The organism is Pseudomonas sp. B14(2017) (genome assembly GCF_002113255.1).
In the GTDB taxonomy this organism is placed as follows: Bacteria; Pseudomonadota; Gammaproteobacteria; order Pseudomonadales; family Pseudomonadaceae; genus Aquipseudomonas; species Aquipseudomonas putida_Z.
Window position 1 is genome coordinate 168,235 of sequence record NZ_NEJY01000011.1, and the last position, 17,320, is coordinate 185,554.

The window sequence follows — 17,320 nt, forward strand, 5'->3', positions numbered from 1 at the left end:
CCCCATGCAGCAGAGCAGATCGGAAGTGGTCGAGCAGGATGGCCTGTTCGAGCTGTCCGAGGGCAGCGATGTCCTCGACAGCCCGCGCTACAACCACGACATCGCCCCGACCAAGGTGCACCAGCGCACCTGGAACAAATGGCATATCACCGCCCTGTGGGTGGGCATGTCCATCTGCGTGCCCACCTACACCCTCGGCGGCGTGCTCACCGCCTACTTCGGCCTCAGCGTGGGCGAGGCCCTGCTGGCGATTTTGCTGGCCAACCTGATCGTGCTGATCCCGCTCACCCTCAACGCCTTCCCTGGCACCAAGTACGGCATTCCGTTCCCGGTGCTGCTGCGTTCGTCGTTCGGCATCCTTGGCTCCAACGTGCCATGCCTGATCCGGGCAGTGGTCGCCTGTGGCTGGTTCGGCATCCAGACCATGTTCGGCGGCTTGGCCATCCACCTGTTCCTCGGCTCGGTGTTCGACGGCTGGAAGGCCCTGGGCGGCACCGGCGAGGTGATCGGCTTCATGATCTTCTGGTGCCTGAACCTGTGGGTGGTGCTGCGCGGCGCCGAGTCGATCAAGTGGCTCGAAACGCTTTCGGCACCGCTGCTGGTGGCGGTCGGCGTCGGCCTGCTGTTCTGGGCCTTGCCGCACATGTCGATGACCGAACTGCTGGCCCAGCCGCCCAAGCGCCCGGAAGGGGCGAACATGCTCGGCTACTTCTGCGCCGGGCTTACCGCCATGGTCGGCTTCTGGGCCACGCTATCGCTGAACATCCCCGACTTCAGCCGCTACGCCCGCAGCCAGAAGGACCAGATCCTCGGGCAGATCTTCGGCTTGCCGCTGACCATGTTCCTGTTCGCCGCGCTGGGCGTGGTACTCACCGCTGCTTCGGCGTCGTTGGTTGGCGAGACCGTGTCCGACCCGGTCAGCCTGATCGGCAAGATCCACAGCCCGTTCTGGGTGGCCCTGGCCATGGCGCTGATCGTGATCGCCACGCTGTCGACCAACACCGCGGCGAACATCGTGTCGCCGACCAACGACTTCCAGAACATCGCCCCACGCCTGATCGGGCGCACCCGCGCGGTGTGGCTGACCGGCTTCATCGGCCTGGCGCTGATGGGCCATGAGCTGCTGAAGAAGCTGGGCTGGATCGTCTCCGACCTGAGCCTGGAGAGCGTGTACTCCAACTGGCTGCTGGGCTATTCCAGCCTGCTGGGGCCGATCGCCGGGATCATGGTGGTGGACTACTTCCTGATCCGCCGGCAGAAGCTGGACCTGGCCGGGCTGTACCGCGACGACGTGTACCCGGCGTGGAACTGGGCCGGTTTTGCCGCCTTTGCGTTGCCGGTGGCGCTGACCGTGATGGCCATTGGCAACAGCAGTTTCAGCTGGTTCTACGACTACGGCTGGTTCACCGGTTCGCTGCTGGGTGGGGCGCTGTATTACCTCTTCGCCGGCGTGGTCGCGCGCAGCCCGGCGCGGGTGGCCAAGCCCTTGCCGTGAGACCGCGTTGGCTTCTTCGCGGGCTCGCTCGCTCCCACAGGTACTGCACGGTTTTCCAGACCTGTGGTGATCCTGTGGGAGCGGGCATGCCCGCGAAGAGGCCGGCACAGACAACAAAAAGCCTGAAGGAGAAACCCGTGACCCCAGTCAAAGAGATCCTGAAGACCACCGCCCACCACATCGACAGCACCCGCCTGTGGCAGTCCCTGATGGACCTGGCCCGCCTCGGTGCCACAGCCAAAGGCGGCGTGTGCCGCCTGGCCCTGACCGACCTCGACCGCCAGGCCCGCGACCTGTTCGTGCAGTGGAGCGAGGCCGCCGGTTGCACGGTCAGCATCGACGCTGTCGGCAACATCTTCGCCCGTCGCCCGGGGCGTAACCCCAAGCTGCCCCCGGTGATGACCGGCAGCCATATCGACACCCAGCCCACCGGTGGCAAGTTCGACGGCTGCTTCGGGGTGATGGCTGGGCTGGAGGTGCTCCGCACCCTCAACGACCTGGGCATCGAAACCGAAGCACCGCTGGAAGTGGTGGTGTGGACCAACGAAGAAGGTTCGCGCTTTGCGCCGTGCATGATGGGTTCCGGGGTGTTCGCCAGCAAGTTCACCCTGGAGGAAACCCTGGCCAAGCGCGACGCCCAGGGTGTCAGCGTTGGCGAGGCGTTGAACGCCATCGGCTACGCCGGCCCGCGCGCCGTATCAGGCCACCCGGTGGGGGCCTATTTCGAAGCGCATATCGAGCAGGGCCCGATCCTCGAAGATCAGCGCAAGACCATCGGCGTGGTGTTGGGCGCGCTGGGCCAGAAGTGGTTCGACCTGACCCTGCGCGGTGTCGAGGCCCATGCCGGCCCTACGCCCATGCACCTGCGCAAGGACGCCCTGGTCGGCGCGGCGGCGGTGGTGGAGGCAGTCAACCGCACCGCCCTCGGCCACCAGCCCCATGCCTGTGGCACGGTGGGTTGCCTGCAGGCCTACCCGGGCTCGCGCAACGTGATCCCGGGCGAAGTGCGCATGACCCTGGATTTCCGTCATCTGGAGGGTGAGCAGCTGAATGCCATGATTGCTGATGTGCGCGCGGTGATCGAGGCGACCTGTGCCAGGCATGGCCTGAGCCACGAACTGGTACCCACGGCCGATTTCCCGGCGTTGTACTTCGACCAAGGGTGTGTCGATGCCGTGCGCGAATCGGCGCAGGCGCTGGGCCTGCCGCACATGGATATCGTCAGCGGCGCGGGGCACGACGCGATCTTCCTGGCCGAACTGGGGCCGGCGGGGATGATTTTCGTGCCGTGCGAGAACGGTATCAGCCATAACGAGATCGAGAACGCCACGCCCGAGGACCTGGCCGCGGGCTGCGCGGTGTTGCTGCGCGCGATGCTGGCGGCGTCGGAGGCGATTGCCAGTGGGCGGTTGGCGGCCTGAGCGGAGATAGAAGGCGCCTGCGCCGGCCCTATCGCCGGCAAGCCAGCTCCCACAGGTACTGCATATGCCCCAAAGGCCAGCTCCCACAGGTACTGCATATGCCCCAAAGGCCAGTTCCCACAGGGACTGCATATTCCCCACAGGTACTGCGTATGCCTCTGGGTCAGTTCCCACAGGATGCACTGGCCCTGAGGCATGTGCAGTACCTGTGGGAGCTGGCTTGCCGGCGATTAGGCCGGAACAGGCAATGAGAGGCTCGCCAGACACGCCGCAATCTGCCGTTCACCTCGCAAATGCACCACCGGCACCTGCGGCCCTGTGGCCTGGCGGCTCGCCTCGATCCCCGGCCGATACCCCCGGTCGAACGTCCATACGAACTTCAAAAAGGTCAGAAACGCCCGGTCCAGCCGCTCGGTACATCCTGCCGGCAGGTCCGGTCGGGGCTTGTTCAGCACACTGCGCAGGATCACCCGCTTGAGGCATGTCAGTCTCGGCGTATCCAGCCAGATGATCAGGTCGGCCCGCGGCAGACGCAGGTCGAACGTGCGGCGGGCATAATTGCCTTCGCATACCCAAGCCTCCCCAGCCACCGCATCGCGCACGCGGGTACGGAAGGTCTCGGCATCCGGCTCGACCCAGCCGGTCTCCCAGAACAACGTATCGAGGTGCACCACGGGCACGCCCAAGCGTGCGCCTATCTGCCGGGCCAGGGTCGATTTGCCACTGCCGGCGTTGCCCAGAATCACGATGCGTTGCATGGCCAAGTCCTTTTGGAAAACCGGCCATGCTAAATCATCCGGCCGGTTCGAGACAGCCATCGCGCCCGATGTGATAGCGCTGCAGGTCCTGCGCCAGGGTCAGCTGCCCGCTGTAGTAGGCGAGGGCTTCGTCGCGCACGTTGTCGATGCTCGGGCTGCGCCGTGGGTCGTTCTGGTAGCGGGCGCTGAAGTGCGTCAGCACCAGGTTGCGCACGCCCGCAGCTTCGGCAAAGCGCGCCACTGCAGCCGCGGTGCTGTGGCCGAAGGTGACCCCCGTGCGCTCCACCACCGCCTGGGTGAACGTGGCCTCGTGCACCAGCACGTCCGCGCCCTTGGCGACGTCGGCCAACAGCTCGGGGTTGTCGTTGTCGCCGCACACGATCACCCGCCGTGGCGGGCGCGAAGGGCGCAAGTAATCACAGCCGTGCAGCCGCTGCCCGCCATGCTGCACCGTCAAGCCCTTGGCCAGCTCGCCCCACAGCGGGCCGCGGGGGATACCTTCGGCTTCCAGGCGCGGTATGTCCAGGCGCGGTTCGGGGTTGAGCTCGGTGAACTCGAAGCCGACGCTCGGCACTCGGTGCGAAAGCTGCACGCTGGTCACTTGCAGGGCGTCACTGCGCCATTCCACCAGCTCTTCCACGGCCAGCAGGCGCAGTTCGAACGGCAAAAAGGTATCGCTGGCCACCAGCCCCTGGCGCACCCAGTCGTGCAGGGCGGCGGGCAGGACAAGGTCTAGCGGCTGGGTGCGCCCGCTCATGCCAGCGCTGGCCAGCAGGCCCGGCAGGCCGAAGCAATGGTCGCCGTGCACGTGGGTGATGAAGATGGCGCGCAAGTCGCGGATCGACAGCGGCGTATGCAGCAGCCGGTGCTGGGTGCCTTCGCCGCAGTCGACCAGGTACCAGTGGCTGCCACTGGCTTCGATCACTGCGGTGGCGCTGACATTGCGTGCCTTGGTCGGCACGCCGGCGGAGGTGCCCAGGAACAGCAAATCCATGGTCTGGCTCCTTGTTTCAGTCCAGCAGTGACGTCAGCACCAGCGGGCGGATGGGTGTTGGACGGATACGGGGTGCAGGTAGCGGCGTGGTACTCAACGGGCTCGTTCCTTCGAGGTAGTAAGGGCGCACACCTTAGCCGGATTGCCGCATGTCGTCGATGGCCCGCCAGGTGTTGCCTACTCGGCCTGCCGCCAGATCAGCTTGCTGGTGTCATAGCCTTGCTCCCGGGCGATCGTCAGCAGTTGCTCGCGCAGCTGGTCGGTGACCGCGGGCGTGCGCGAGAGCAGCCACAGGTATTCGCGGTTCGGGTGGCCGACCAAGGCTACGCGGTAGTCCTGGTCGTGGTACAGCACCCAGTACTCGCCCTTGGTCAGACCGGGCGCGAGGCGGCTGAACCAGTTGTCGAAGCGCACCCAGAGCTTGTCGGTGCTGCCCGGTTGCTGGGCTTCGGCGATGCCCTTGGCCTGGTTCCACTGGCCGTCCTTTTCCTGGCAGCGGTTGGTCACGTCGAGGCGGCCGTCCTCTCGCAGGCCATAGTGCGCTTCGGACTGCACGCAGTTGCGCTGGAAGAACATCGGCAGCCGCGCGAGTTCATACCAGGTGCCCTGGTAACGTTGCAGGTCGACCTGCTGGGTGCGCGGCGGCGCCGGGTGATCGTTGCCGGCACAGCCGAACAGGGCCAGGGTCATGCAGCAAAACAGCAACGTGGTGCGTAGCGCCATGGTGAACCTCCTTGATACGGACGGGGCTTACCTGTGTTTCGATGCGAGCGAGAGGCAAAAGTTGTACGGAATCGTGCCTTTCAGAACGAACCGGTCTGCACTTCGCCGGCACGCACGTAACGGGCGATGACCACGCCCTTGGGCGAAATCTGCGAGTGCTGCAGGGTGAAGGCCGTCGCTGCCGCATCGTCGCCGAACAGGCGCTTGCCGTGGCCGAGCAGCAACGGGTGGATCAGCAGTTGCAGTTCATCGACCAGGCCCGCCGCCAGCAGTTGCTGCACCAGATCGCTGCTGCCCTGGGTCAGCAGGTTGGCGCCGTCCTGTTGTTTCAGCGCGCGGACCGCTGCGGTGATGTCCACGCCAAGGGCATGGCTGTTGTGCCAGTCGAGGGTTGCGGGGGTGTGGGTGGCCACATGCTTGGGCACGCTGTTGAACAGGTTGGCGATGGAGAAGTCTTCCGAGCTGTCTTTTACCTTTGGCCAGTAGCCGGCGAAGATGTCGTAGGTGCGCCGGCCCAGCAGCAACTCGAAGGGCTGGCTGAACAGGGCCTGCATGGCCTGGCCGAAGACTTCCTCGGCGTAGGGCACGATCCAGCCGCCGTAGGTGAAGCCGCCGCTGGTGTCTTCCTGCGGGCCGCCGGGGGCCTGCATGACACCGTCGAGGCTGATGAAGGCGGCTACGATGAGTTTGCGCATGGGGACTCTCCTGTTGGCAGCCGGGGTGGCTGGGGGCATGGGATAGTCGAATGGCAGGCAGCAGAATCGACAGGGCCTTGTGCTGTGTCTGCACTGGCCCTATCGCCGGCAAGCCAGCTCCCACAGGTACACCACAGTCCTTGGGTGCAGCGTAAAACCTGTGGGAGCTGGCTTGCCGGCGATAGGGCCGGTACAAGCTACATCACAGCCAGTAGGTCACCGCCCACCACCCCAGCCCACCCATCACTACGGTATAGGGCAAGGCCATCCACACCATTCGCCCATACGACAGCCGTATCAGCGGCGCAATCGCCGAAGTCAGCAGGAACAGGAAGGCCGCCTGCCCATTCGGCGTCGCCACGCTCGGCAGGTTGGTGCCGGTGTTGATCGCCACCGCCAGCGTCTCGAAATGCTCGCGGCTCATGCTGCCATTGAGGAACGCCTGCTTCACCTCGGTGATGTAGATGGTGGCAACGAACACGTTGTCGCTGATCGCCGACAGCAGGCCGTTGGCCAGGTACAGCATGCCCGGTTGCTGCTCGGCCGGCAGCGCCAGCACCCAGGCAATCAACGGGCTGAACAGTTGCTGCTGGTGAATCACCGCCACCACGGCGAAGAACACCACCAGCAATGCGGTGAACGGCATGGCGTCCTGGAAGGCACGGCCCAGGCGGTGTTCGTCGGTAATGCCGGTGAATGCCGTGATCAGCACGATCACCATCAGGCCGATCAGGCCGACCTCGGCAACGTGCAGCCCCAGGCAGACGATCAGGATCAGTGCGGCGAACCCTTGCACCCACAGCGCGATGCGTTGGGCAGTGGTGCGTGCAGCATCGTCCTCGGCTGCGTAGGCGGCCAGTACCTGACGCACCGGCTCGGGCATCAACGTGCCGTAGCCGAACAGGCGCAACTTCTCCAGCAGCACGCAGGTCAGCAAGCCGGCGCCCAGCACCGGCAGTGACACCGGTGCCACCTTCAGGAAGAAATCGGCGAAGTGCCAGCCCATCTCATGGCCGATCAGCAGGTTCTGCGGCTCGCCCACCAGCGTGCACACGCCGCCCAGGGCGGTACCCACCGCGCCATGCATCAGCAGGCTGCGCAGGAAGGCGCGGAACTGGTCGAGGTCTTCACGGTGCAACTGTGCGACCTGCTGGTCGCTGTCCAGCGCACTGTCTTCGCGCGGGTTGGCCCCGGAGGCGACGCGGTGGTACACCGCATAGAAACCGACCGCGGCGCTGATGATCACGGCGGTCACGGTCAGCGCATCGAGAAACGCCGAGAGGAATGCCGACAGCACGCAGAACAGCAACGCCAGGATCGCCTTCGAACGCACCCCCAGCAGGATGCGCGAAAACAGGAACAGCAGCAGTTCCTTCATGAAGTGGATGCCCGCGACCATGAACATCAGCAGCAGGATCACCGGGAAGTTGTGCTGCAGCTCTTCGTACAGGGCTTGCGGGGTGGTCATCTGCAACAGCAGGGCTTCGACCAGCAGCAGGCCGCCAGGCATCAGCGGGTAGCACTTCAGGGCCATGCCCAGGGTGAAGATGAATTCGAGCACCAATGCCCAGCCGGCAGCGACCGGGCCGACGGTCACCAGCAGCAGCGGGTTGAGCACCAGGAACAGGCAGATGACTGCCTTGTACCAAAGCGGCGACTGGCCCAGAAAGCTGTGGGCGAGGGCGCCGGTCAGGGAGCGCGACATGAATTTGTATCCTTATGATTCGGCGATTGCGCACGGTGCCGGATCAGCGCGTCTTAGGCAAGGCGTACAGTCCCGTTTTTGGCACAAGTGCGGTCATCGGGGTGGGTTACCATCCGTGCCATGAACCCTTCACCCGCAGGAGTGCCGCCCGTGACCGAGTACAGCGCATTCAAGGTCGAACTGACCAACAGCATCGCCCACGTTCAGATCAACCGCCCGGACAAGCGCAATGCGATGAACGCGGCCTTCTGGGAGGAGATCATCGACATCTTCCGGTGGGTCGACGACACCGACGCGGTGCGGGCGGTGGTGATCAGCGGAGCCGGCAAGCATTTTTCCGCTGGTATCGACCTGATGATGCTGGCTTCGCTGGCCGGGCAGATGGGCAAGGACGTCGGCCGTAACGCACGCTTCCTGCGCAGCACCATCCTGCGCCTGCAGGCGTCGTTCAATGCCGTGGACAAATGCCGCAAGCCGGTGCTGGCCGCGGTGCAGGGTTACTGCATTGGCGGCGCCATCGATCTGATCTCGGCCTGCGATATGCGCTACTGCAGCAGCGACGCGCAGTTCTCGATCAAGGAAATCGACATGGGCATGGCCGCCGATGTCGGCACACTGCAACGTTTGCCTCGTATCATCGGTGACGGCATGATGCGTGAGCTGGCTTTCACCGGGCGCAATGTCGAGGCCGAAGAGGCGCTGCGCATCGGCCTGGTCAACCGGGTCTATGATGATCAGGCCGCGCTGATGGACGGGGTCTTTGCCATCGCCGGCGAGATTGCCGCAAAATCGCCGATCGCCGTGGCCGGCACCAAGGAAATGCTCAGCTACATGCGTGACCATCGCATCGACGATGGCCTGGAGTACATCGCCACCTGGAACGCCGCGATGCTGCAGTCCGAAGACCTGCGCGTGGCGGTGGCAGCGCACATGAGCAAACAGAAACCGACGTTCGCCGACTGATCAGGCCGGGGGACGCGCAGTAAGGGAACCCCCGACATGTCAGCACGCTGGACTACCGCAGTACTCGACCCGCAGATCACCGGGGGGCTGGCCGTAGCCCGCAGCCCGGAAGGGTTCCTGGTGGACGACAACGGCGCGCTGTTCCCTCGCGACTGGCTCAAGCGCCAGGACCTCGACGTGCTGTGCGAGCACGGCATCGGCCACTTCGACGGCCAGCCGGTGTTCCTGCTGGAGCTGCGCAGCGCCACCGACGTGCCTGGCTGCGCCTGGCGCGGCCTGCGCGCGTTCATGCTCGAGGGTGACTTCGACACCTACAAAGTACTGGGCTATGCCGCGCAGATCGGCACCTGGGCCCGCGAGCACCGTTTCTGTGGCAGTTGCGGCCAGGCAATGACGCAGATCCGCTGGGAGCGGGCAATGTACTGCCAGCCTTGCGACCTGCGCAGCTACCCGCGCATTTCGCCAAGCATGATCGTGCTGGTGACCCGTGGCGACGAAATCCTGCTGGCGCGTTCGCCACGCTTCGTCACCGGGGTGTACAGCACCTTGGCAGGCTTTGCCGAGCCGGGCGAGTCGGCCGAGGACTGCCTGGTGCGCGAAGTGCGTGAAGAGGTGGCGGTGGAAGTAAGGAACATCCAGTACGTCGGCAGCCAGTGCTGGCCGTTCCCGCATTCGATGATGCTGGGCTTCCATGCCGAGTATGCCGGCGGCGATATCGTCATGCAGCCGGACGAGATCGAGGATGCCAAGTGGTTCAGCGTCCACGACCTGCCGCCGCTGCCGGCCGGGCGGTCGATTGCCCGGTACTTGATCGATCTGTACGTTGCGCGCCGCTTAGGCCTGCCAGAACCAGTGCTGCCACGCTAGTAATTTGGGTCACTATTGGTCTTGCGGTATACAGGTGGTGCGACATGTTGTGTTAATTGCAAGCGAATCTGGTAGTTTGCAATCGTAGCATCTATGTCGTCGAGAACCACGGAGTGATTATTGATCACCGGATAGGGCGGTGGAGGCGGCGGAGGTGCCAGCATGCTATTCATGACTGTTAATGCATGTAAAGGAAGCTCACGTTTGAGCTTTTCCAGTCTTGTACGAGTTTCAGCTATTTTGGCACTGACGCTATCCAGCCTGCTCTGTATGTGCTGTATCGGAGCGTTAGACACACCATTTTTTGCCAGCTGAAGCTGTGTGGCGTAATATATTTTTTTTTCTACCCTTTTCGGTAATTTGATTGCCATTTCAGCATCCCAGCCGTCTGCGGCTGGATGGTGATACCATCCGCTATATTGCTGGGTAAGCATATGGGTGTCAGTTTTTTTGATCATCGATAACGCATATTTAGGCTCGGAGCGAGACCAGAACCAATGTCCGGAAGGATCAATGTTGTTTATGGGGTCTCCGCCACAATAAGCATATGCGTTGATCCCGCCGTGGAGGAAAGGGCTCAGGTTGTCTGTTGAGTTGAATCGCATGAGTTTCGGGTTATAAGCGCGATAGCCATTACCCAAGTAATAGCAGTCCGTCAAACGGCCTCGCTGTTGGCCATTGAAACCGAGTATGGCTAGCCGTGATTCTTGTTGAGCGACAAAGCCATAACAGGTGTAGGCTTGTCGGCTATACGACTTGGGCATATTTTTCTTACCTGGTTGAGAGGACTTTTAATACCCTCAACCAGGTAAGCTCAATCTTGCAACTGGCAGAAATGTGAGTAGCGAAGTGTTCGTTGGACGGCAGGCCTGTGATCTGAAGCCTACAGAGCCCTCCTGAGAGCCTTATGCCAAGCTGAACCAGTGCTGCCACGCCAGCCGCACGGTCAGCGCCAGCACCACGGTGATGAACACCGGGCGGATGAACTTGCTGCCGCCACTGATCGCCGTGCGTGCGCCGAAGAACGCGCCGACCATCACCGACAGGCCCATGCACAGGCCGACGATGTAGTCCACCTGCCCGGAAATGATGAATACCGTCAGCGCTGCGATGTTGCTGACGAAGTTCATGCTGCGCGCCACGCCGCTGGCACGGACCAGATCGATGGGGTAGAGCAGCAGGGTGCTGACCGTCCAGAACGCCCCGGTACCCGGGCCGGCCACGCCGTCATAGAAGCCCAGGGTGAAGCCTTGCGGCACTTGCCACTTTTTCCTGATCGGTGCATCGGCATCCAGCGGCGCCTTGGGCGTGCCACCGAACAGCAGATAGACGCCACAGGCGAAGACGACCACAGGCAGCATCTTGTTCAGCCATTCGGCCGGCATGTAGTGGGCAATCACTGCACCAAGCAAAGCACCGACCAAGGTGGCGAACAATGCCGGGCGCCATTGCGCCGGGTGGAACAGCTTGCGCCTGTAGTAGGTGAAGCCGGCGGTGGCCGACCCGAAGGTAGAGCTGAGCTTGTTGGTGCCCAGTACCAGGTGCGGCGGCATGCCGGCGGTGAGTAGCGCCGGGGTGGTGAGCAGGCCGCCACCGCCGGCGATGGCATCGATGAAGCCGGCGACGAAGGCGACCAGGGCCAGGATCAGCAGGGTGAGGGGTTCTACGGTGAGTTCGAAGGGCATGGGGTTTTGGTAGGCAAGAAGGCGGGGGCGGTGAAGAGCCGCTCTAGGGATAAGGCATGGTAATCCTAGAGAGAGCATGTGGCCAGTACTGACCCTATCCTCGGCGTACGAGGGATAGGGTCAGACACGGACAATAAAGCACTAGGGCCGAGTTACTCAATGAAGGAATACGATGTAGCTGTACTCCGGACTGACGTGGTACTTGATCTTCTGGAGGTGGCAAGGGTACCCTCCGGGAAAGTTGCTCGAAGACTTGAAACTAAATTGTTTACTTCTGCATTGAATACATCAGTGCGATATTCTAGAAAGTCATTGTCATTCATGAGTCCAGTAGGGTCGATTTTAGTTAGCTTGAGGTCGGCTTTGGCCTCAACAAGTCGAACCGCTGCTTTAAGGTGTTTTCCTCCAAGATGGTGAGAATGCCAATCGGGAAATTCGTGTAGCTCGTGAACTACATTGGTGGCTATTCTGGCATGGTCCACTAGAAGTGCTGGATTTTTGAGGCTTTTGCGGAATGCTTTTTCATCTCTATTGATCTCCTTTTCCCGGGCTACCTCCATTAATGCATGCCCCTTTTTATGATCAACTACCTTTGTGTGCCCCTTGAATTTTAAAATCTTTTTCCAGATTTTTTGAAGTATGTGGCCGGATGGGTCGACATGATTGGTCGGGTCGCCGGAACAATAAACGTAACTATTGATTCCTCCGGGGCCGTGTGGGCTAAAGCTGTCGGCTGAAAAGAATCGCATTAACTGCGGGCTGAACGTACGATAACCGTTGCCAAGCAGGTAGCAGTTTGTTAGCTGGTCGTGGCGTTGTCCAGTGAATCCCATAATAAAGTGCGTATGGCTGTATCCGTAAACGGAATAAATAAGTTTTTTACGGTCGTTACAATTTGAGCGCTCAATGATGGAGTTTTGTGCGTTTGTGGCCAGTAGCGTTGTCCCTACAGAGCGCTCCGCCAGTGGTGTGTCAGAGGCTAAGAGTAACGTTATATTTTGTCCAGCACCAATTTCTGCTGACAGTTGGCCGTTCTTGTAGAATAGATATTTCCGGTTATTTGGCATGATCAGTCTACGAGCTTGGAATGTTTAAAGACTAACGTCGGGCAAAACGGACAGGCGCACAACTGGTAAAACTACCAGTTGCTTATATTGATTGGACAGGTTTTTGGCGGTGGCGCCCATTTCACGGGCACGTCGGCTACCACAGGCACATCACAGTACTCCGGACCTGTGTGGGAGCGGGCGCGCCCGCGAAAGGGCTGGGACAAGCTGATCACATCAGCTACGGATAAACGCCAGCAAATCCGCATTGATCACATCGGCATGGGTGGTCGGCATGCCATGCGGGTAGCCCTTGTAAGTCTTCAGCGTGCCATTGGGCAGCAGCTTCGCCGACAGCACCCCGGAGTTCTCATACGGCACGATCTGATCATCATCGCCGTGCATCACCAGCACCGGTTGCTGGATGCCCTTCAGGTCTTCGGTGAAGTCGGTCTGGGAAAACGCCACGATGCCATCGTAATGAGCCTTGGCACTGCCAATCATGCCCTGGCGCCACCAGTTGCCGATGATGCCTTCGCTGGCTTCGACGCCAGGGCGGTTGTAGCCGTAGAACGGCCCGGCCGGCACATCCCGGTAGAACTGCGCACGGTTGCTGGCAACCTGGGCCTGGAAGCCGTCGAACACCGATTTGGGCAGGCCACCAGGATTAGCGGGCGTCTGCACCATCAGTGGCGGTACGGCGGCGATCAGCACGGCCTTGGCCACCTTGTCTTCAGGGTGCCGGGCCATGTAGCGCACCACTTCACCGCCACCGGTCGAGTGGCCGACATGCACGGCGCCCTGGATGCCCAGGTGAGCGACGACCGCTGCCACATCGTCGGCGTAGTGGTCCATGTCGTGGCCGTCCCATACCTGGCTGGAGCGGCCATGGCCGCGGCGGTCGTGGGCGACCACGCGGTAACCATGGGCGAGGAAGAACAACAGCTGGGCATCCCAATCGTCGGCGCTGAGCGGCCAGCCGTGGTGGAAGTGGATGACCGGTGCGTCACGCGGGCCCCAGTCCTTGTAGAAGATCTGTACGCCGTCCTTCGTGGTTACATAGCTCATGGTCGGGTCTCCTGTGTGCAGGAAGCGAAGGGAGCTATTGAGAATAGGAGGTATTTTGCCTGGTACTGGAATTTGTGGGGCACTCCCGGCCCTGCTCGGTCCCATGTAGGAGCGGCCTTGTGTCGCGAAAGGGCTGCAAAGCAGCCCCGGCAATGTGCGCATCTGTGCTGAAACCCTGGGGCTGCTTTGCAGCCCTTTCGCGACACAAGGCCGCTCCTACAACGGGCTGTGTCAACCGATCAGACGCGGTCGCGCATCCGGTACCAGGCCTTGGCTGCAGCTTCCAGCGGTGCCGCCAGCAGATCGCCGCCGGGGAAGCGGCCGTTGTCGATGCCTTGGTACAGCGTCAGCAGGTCGTCGTCGCCAAGAATGGCATCGCTGACCGCCCGCGCCGCCGCCAGTGTTGGTAGCACGCCATGGCCCGAGAACCCCTGCAGCCAGTAGCGCTGGCCCTCGCGACCGACATCCGGGGTGCGCTGGATGCTGCAGTCGATATGGCCGCCCCAGGCATAGTCGATGGCCACCCCGGCCAGCTGCGGGAATACCCGCTCCAGGTAGGGGCGGGTAGCGCTGGCGACATTTTTGGGAATACCGCCCAGGTAGGTGCAGCCGCCGCCGAACAGTAGGCGATGGTCCGGGGTGAGGCGGAAATAGTCGGGCACGAACTGGTTGTCGATCACGCAACTGTTGCGCGGCAGTAGCGATTGGGCGAAGTCGGCATTCAGCGGTGCGGTGGCTACCTGATAGGAGCCAACCGGCAACAGGCGGCGCGACAGGTTGCGGTCGAGGCGATCGATGTAGGCGTTGCAGGCCAGCACCAGCACCTGGCAGCGTACTTCGCCGCGGTCGGTACGGGCCACATAGCCGTCGCCGGCTTTCTGGTAGTCGAGCACCTGGCTCTGTTCGTAGATCCGCCCGCCAGCCGCCTCGATGGTGCTGGCCAGGCCCTGAGCCAGCTTCAGCGGGTTGAGGTGGGCGCCTTTGGCGTCGTATAGCGCGGCCTGGTAGCGCGGGCTGTCGATCCATTGCGGCAGCTCGTCGCGGCCGATCAGGCGCAGGGCGTCGTAGCCCCATTTTTGTTCGGCCTCATGCAGGGCTTCTTCCAGCATCTTCACCCGGCGCGGCAGCACGGCGGTCCACAGGCTGCCCAGCCGGTAGTCGATGTCGAAGCCATGGCGCTCGGGCAGTTCGCGCATTTCATCGGCGGCCCAGCACATGCTGGCCCACAGGCGTCGGGTACGTTCGACGCCCAGGGCCTTTTCCAGCGGCGGCATGTCGCACGACCAGCCGAGCAGAGCCTGGCCGCCGTTGCGGCCGGACGCGGCCCAGGCCACACGGCTGGCTTCCAGCAGCGTTACACGCTTGCCGGCCTGGGTCAGGCGCAAGGCGGTGTGCAGGCCGCTGAAGCCGGCGCCAATGATCAGGACTTCGGTGTCGTGGCTGCCTTGCAGGGTAGGGTGCAGGGGAATGCTGGCGGGGTAGGTCTGGGCGTAGTAGCTGGCGACGTGCTGGGCGGATTGTTTGAACATGCAGGGGTCTCATGAAATTTGTTTTGATTATTTTCATGAAAATTTAGCATTAAAAATTCATGGCGCCAGTATGTTGGTCAGGTTTTGTGGTTTTTCTGAATTCTCTGTATTCCTGGCCTATCGCCGGCAAGCCAGCTCCCACAAGTCCTGCGCAGGTTTTGAAAGCTGTGTGGTACCTGTGGGAGCTGGCTTGCCGGCGATAGGGCCGTAATGACAGTGCAAAAGCCTCAGGTTGAAGCTTTTCTCTTGGGCTGCCGCGGCTTGCTGGCAGCCTTGCTTCCCGCCGCTTTACTCTTCCCACTCCCTCTACGCTTTTTCTTCCACGGCGGCGCAGCCCCGGCTGCCGGCCCGCTGATGGTCATGCGCATGCCGCTGCACCGTTCGACCAGCTTGCCCATCCATGCCGACTGCCGGGCGACGAACTCCTCCAGCGTCATCTCGCCACTCTGCACCATGTCCAGCGCCTGCTCCCAGATAGCCGTGGTGCCTGGGTCGGCAATGGCGCGTGGCACGGCGTCGATCAGGCTGAAGGCCGCAGGGGTGGCGGACAGCGCCTTGCCGTTCTTCACCAGGTAGCCGCGGTCAAGCAGGCCCTGGATGATGCTGGCGCGGGTGGCTTCGGTGCCGATACCGGTGGTTTCCTTGAGCTTCTGCTTCAACCGCGGGTCGTCCACCAGCTTGGCCACGTTCTTCATTGCCTTGATCAGGTCGCCTTCGGTAAACGGCTTGGGCGGCTGGGTCCACAGGTCTTTCAGTTGCAGGCCCTGCACCGTGCAGTCCTGGCCTTCGCGCAGCGCCGGCAGCACCTGGGCCGGTGCTGCCTCGCGGCCCTTGGCCGGGGTCAGCGCCTCGGGCAGCGCACGGCGCCAGCCTGGTTCGACGATCTGCTTGCCTACGGCACGCAGGGCATGGCCGGCGCAGTCGAAGTCGGCCTGGGTACGGTCGTACTCGTGGTTGGGCAGGAACTGCGCCAGGTAGCGGGCGCGGATCAGGGTGTACACCGCCTTGTGCTTGGCCGGCAGGCGCGACGGGTCGCTGGCGGCGGCAGTGGGGATGATGCCGTGGTGGGCGCTGACCTTGGCGTCGTTCCACGCCCGTGAGCGGCGTTGCGGCTCCAGGTAGGGCTGCAGCGGCGCCAGGCTGGCATCGGCCCGTTGCAGGGCGGCGAGGATGGCTGGCGCTTCGGCGTGCTGGCTTTGCGGCAGGTAGCCGCAGTCGCTGCGCGGGTAGGTGATCAGCTTGTGGGTTTCGTACAGGGCCTGGGCGATGTCGAGGGTTTCCTGGGCGCCGAGGCCGAACTTTTTCGAGCACAGCTCCTGCAGGGTGCCAAGGTCGAAGGGCAGGGGTGCCGCTTCACGCACGCGCTCGGTGGTCACCTTCACGGCCCGGGCAGTACCCACATTGCCGATGTCGGCGGCAGCCTGCTGCGCCAGGGCCTGGTTCAGGCAGCGGCCCTGGTCGTCGCAGGCGTCCTCGGGGGCGCGCCATTGGGCGTTGAAGCCAAAGCCTGCGTGTTCGAGCTGCACGTCGATGGCCCAGAACGGTACCGGCACGAAGTCGGCGATGCTGCGGTCGCGGTCGACCACCAGGCGCAAGGTGGGCGTTTGCACCCGGCCCACCGGCAGCACGCCCTGATAGCCCGACTGGCGGCCCAGCAGGGTGAACAGCCGGCTCATGTTCATGCCGATCAGCCAGTCTGCGCGCGAACGGCCCAGCGCCGAGTGGTACAGGTTGAAGGTTTCGTGGCCTGGCAGCAGCCGCGCCAGGGCCTTGCGAATGGACGCGTCGTCCAGTGCCGACAACCACAGGCGCTGCACCGGGCCGCGGTAGCGGCAATGCTCGACCAGTTCGCGGGCGATCATTTCGCCTTCGCGGTCGGCGTCGGTGGCGATCACCAGTTCGCGCGCTTCGCCGAGCAGGCGCTTGACTGCCTTGAACTGGCTGGCGGTCTTGGGCTTGACCAGCATCTTCCACTTTTCCGGGATGATCGGCAGGTCAGCCAGGTTCCAGCGCTTGTAGCGTTCGTCGTAGCTGTCGGGCGGGGCGGTTTCCAGCAGGTGGCCGATGCACCAGGTCACGCAGGCGTCGGTACCTTGCCAGCAGCCATCGCCCTTGCGGTTGGCGCCGAGCACTTTGGCGATGTCTTTTGCCTGGGAGGGTTTTTCGCAGAGGAACAGGCGCATGGCCGGGGACGCTTCATCGGGGGTGATGGGCGATAGGATGCGCAAGCGAGGGCGCGGAGGCAAGTTTTATCTGGATGGATGTACAGGTTTTTGTCAGGGAAGATGTATTTTGCTGTGCCGGCCTCTTCGCGGGCTTGCCCGCTCCCACAGGTACTGCACAGCATTCAATATCTGTGGGGTCCTTGTGG

15 protein-coding genes are annotated in these 17,320 nt (G+C 62.9%); 4 read left to right on the forward strand and 11 right to left on the reverse strand.

Features of this window, described 5'->3' with window-relative positions; translation table 11 throughout:
* Positions 1-4 precede the first annotated feature (4 nt).
* The gene (locus tag CAG34_RS13565; protein WP_085590545.1) at positions 5-1,495 is read left to right on the forward strand and encodes an NCS1 family nucleobase:cation symporter-1; all 1,491 of its coding nucleotides are present in this window, start codon (positions 5-7) and stop codon (positions 1,493-1,495) included.
* A 137-nt stretch (positions 1,496-1,632) separates the two neighbouring features.
* Positions 1,633-2,916 carry a Zn-dependent hydrolase gene (locus CAG34_RS13570; protein WP_085590547.1) on the forward strand — a complete coding sequence of 428 codons (1,284 nt, stop codon included), beginning with the start codon at positions 1,633-1,635 and terminating at the stop codon, positions 2,914-2,916.
* A 230-nt stretch (positions 2,917-3,146) separates the two neighbouring features.
* On the opposite strand, the gene CAG34_RS13575 is transcribed toward CAG34_RS13570, so the two are convergent.
* The 5 genes from CAG34_RS13575 to nhaB form a co-directional block, all read right to left on the reverse strand.
* Positions 3,147-3,674 (reverse strand): AAA family ATPase, encoded by a 528-nt coding sequence (locus CAG34_RS13575; protein WP_085590549.1) that lies wholly within the window; start codon positions 3,672-3,674, stop codon positions 3,147-3,149.
* Between the two features lie 34 nt (positions 3,675-3,708).
* Positions 3,709-4,668, reverse strand: coding sequence for a ribonuclease Z (locus tag CAG34_RS13580; protein WP_085590551.1), 960 nt, complete (start codon positions 4,666-4,668; stop codon positions 3,709-3,711).
* A gap of 177 nt (positions 4,669-4,845) precedes the next feature.
* Entirely contained in the window at positions 4,846-5,391 is a 546-nt protein-coding gene (locus CAG34_RS13585; RefSeq protein WP_085590553.1) for a lipocalin family protein, read from the reverse strand.
* A gap of 80 nt (positions 5,392-5,471) precedes the next feature.
* Positions 5,472-6,086 carry a dihydrofolate reductase family protein gene (locus CAG34_RS13590; RefSeq protein WP_085590555.1) on the reverse strand — a complete coding sequence of 205 codons (615 nt, stop codon included), beginning with the start codon at positions 6,084-6,086 and terminating at the stop codon, positions 5,472-5,474.
* A 202-nt stretch (positions 6,087-6,288) separates the two neighbouring features.
* Positions 6,289-7,791: a sodium/proton antiporter NhaB gene (gene nhaB, locus CAG34_RS13595; RefSeq protein WP_003258843.1), complete on the reverse strand. Its 1,503-nt coding sequence runs from the start codon at positions 7,789-7,791 to the stop codon at positions 6,289-6,291.
* Positions 7,792-7,941: 150 nt separating this feature from the next.
* Here nhaB and CAG34_RS13600 point away from each other — a divergent pair, with 150 nt between their 5' ends.
* Positions 7,942-8,754: a crotonase/enoyl-CoA hydratase family protein gene (locus tag CAG34_RS13600; protein ID WP_039613165.1), complete on the forward strand. Its 813-nt coding sequence runs from the start codon at positions 7,942-7,944 to the stop codon at positions 8,752-8,754.
* 36 nt (positions 8,755-8,790) lie between these two features.
* On the forward strand, positions 8,791-9,621 hold the full coding sequence (gene nudC, locus CAG34_RS13605; protein ID WP_085590557.1) for an NAD(+) diphosphatase: 831 nt from the start codon (positions 8,791-8,793) through the stop codon (positions 9,619-9,621).
* Here nudC and CAG34_RS29465 read toward each other — a convergent pair.
* From CAG34_RS29465 to CAG34_RS13640, 6 genes are all read right to left on the reverse strand, one after another.
* Positions 9,618-10,385, reverse strand: a complete 768-nt coding sequence (locus tag CAG34_RS29465) for an RHS repeat-associated core domain-containing protein (protein WP_085590559.1) — start codon at positions 10,383-10,385, stop codon at positions 9,618-9,620. The two genes, nudC and CAG34_RS29465, sit on opposite strands and share 4 nt — an antisense overlap.
* 141 nt (positions 10,386-10,526) lie before the next feature.
* Positions 10,527-11,306, reverse strand: a complete 780-nt coding sequence (locus CAG34_RS13615; protein ID WP_085590561.1) for a TSUP family transporter — start codon at positions 11,304-11,306, stop codon at positions 10,527-10,529.
* Positions 11,307-11,458: 152 nt separating this feature from the next.
* Positions 11,459-12,373, reverse strand: a complete 915-nt coding sequence (locus tag CAG34_RS13620) for an RHS repeat-associated core domain-containing protein (RefSeq protein WP_085590563.1) — start codon at positions 12,371-12,373, stop codon at positions 11,459-11,461.
* A gap of 216 nt (positions 12,374-12,589) precedes the next feature.
* Positions 12,590-13,420, reverse strand: coding sequence for an alpha/beta fold hydrolase (locus CAG34_RS13625; RefSeq protein WP_085590565.1), 831 nt, complete (start codon positions 13,418-13,420; stop codon positions 12,590-12,592).
* 239 nt (positions 13,421-13,659) lie between these two features.
* Positions 13,660-14,949, reverse strand: a complete 1,290-nt coding sequence (locus CAG34_RS13635) for an FAD-binding oxidoreductase (RefSeq protein WP_085590569.1) — start codon at positions 14,947-14,949, stop codon at positions 13,660-13,662.
* Between the two features lie 227 nt (positions 14,950-15,176).
* Entirely contained in the window at positions 15,177-17,132 is a 1,956-nt protein-coding gene (locus CAG34_RS13640) for a DNA topoisomerase III (RefSeq protein WP_085590571.1), read from the reverse strand.
* Between the last annotated feature and the right edge of the window lie 188 nt (positions 17,133-17,320).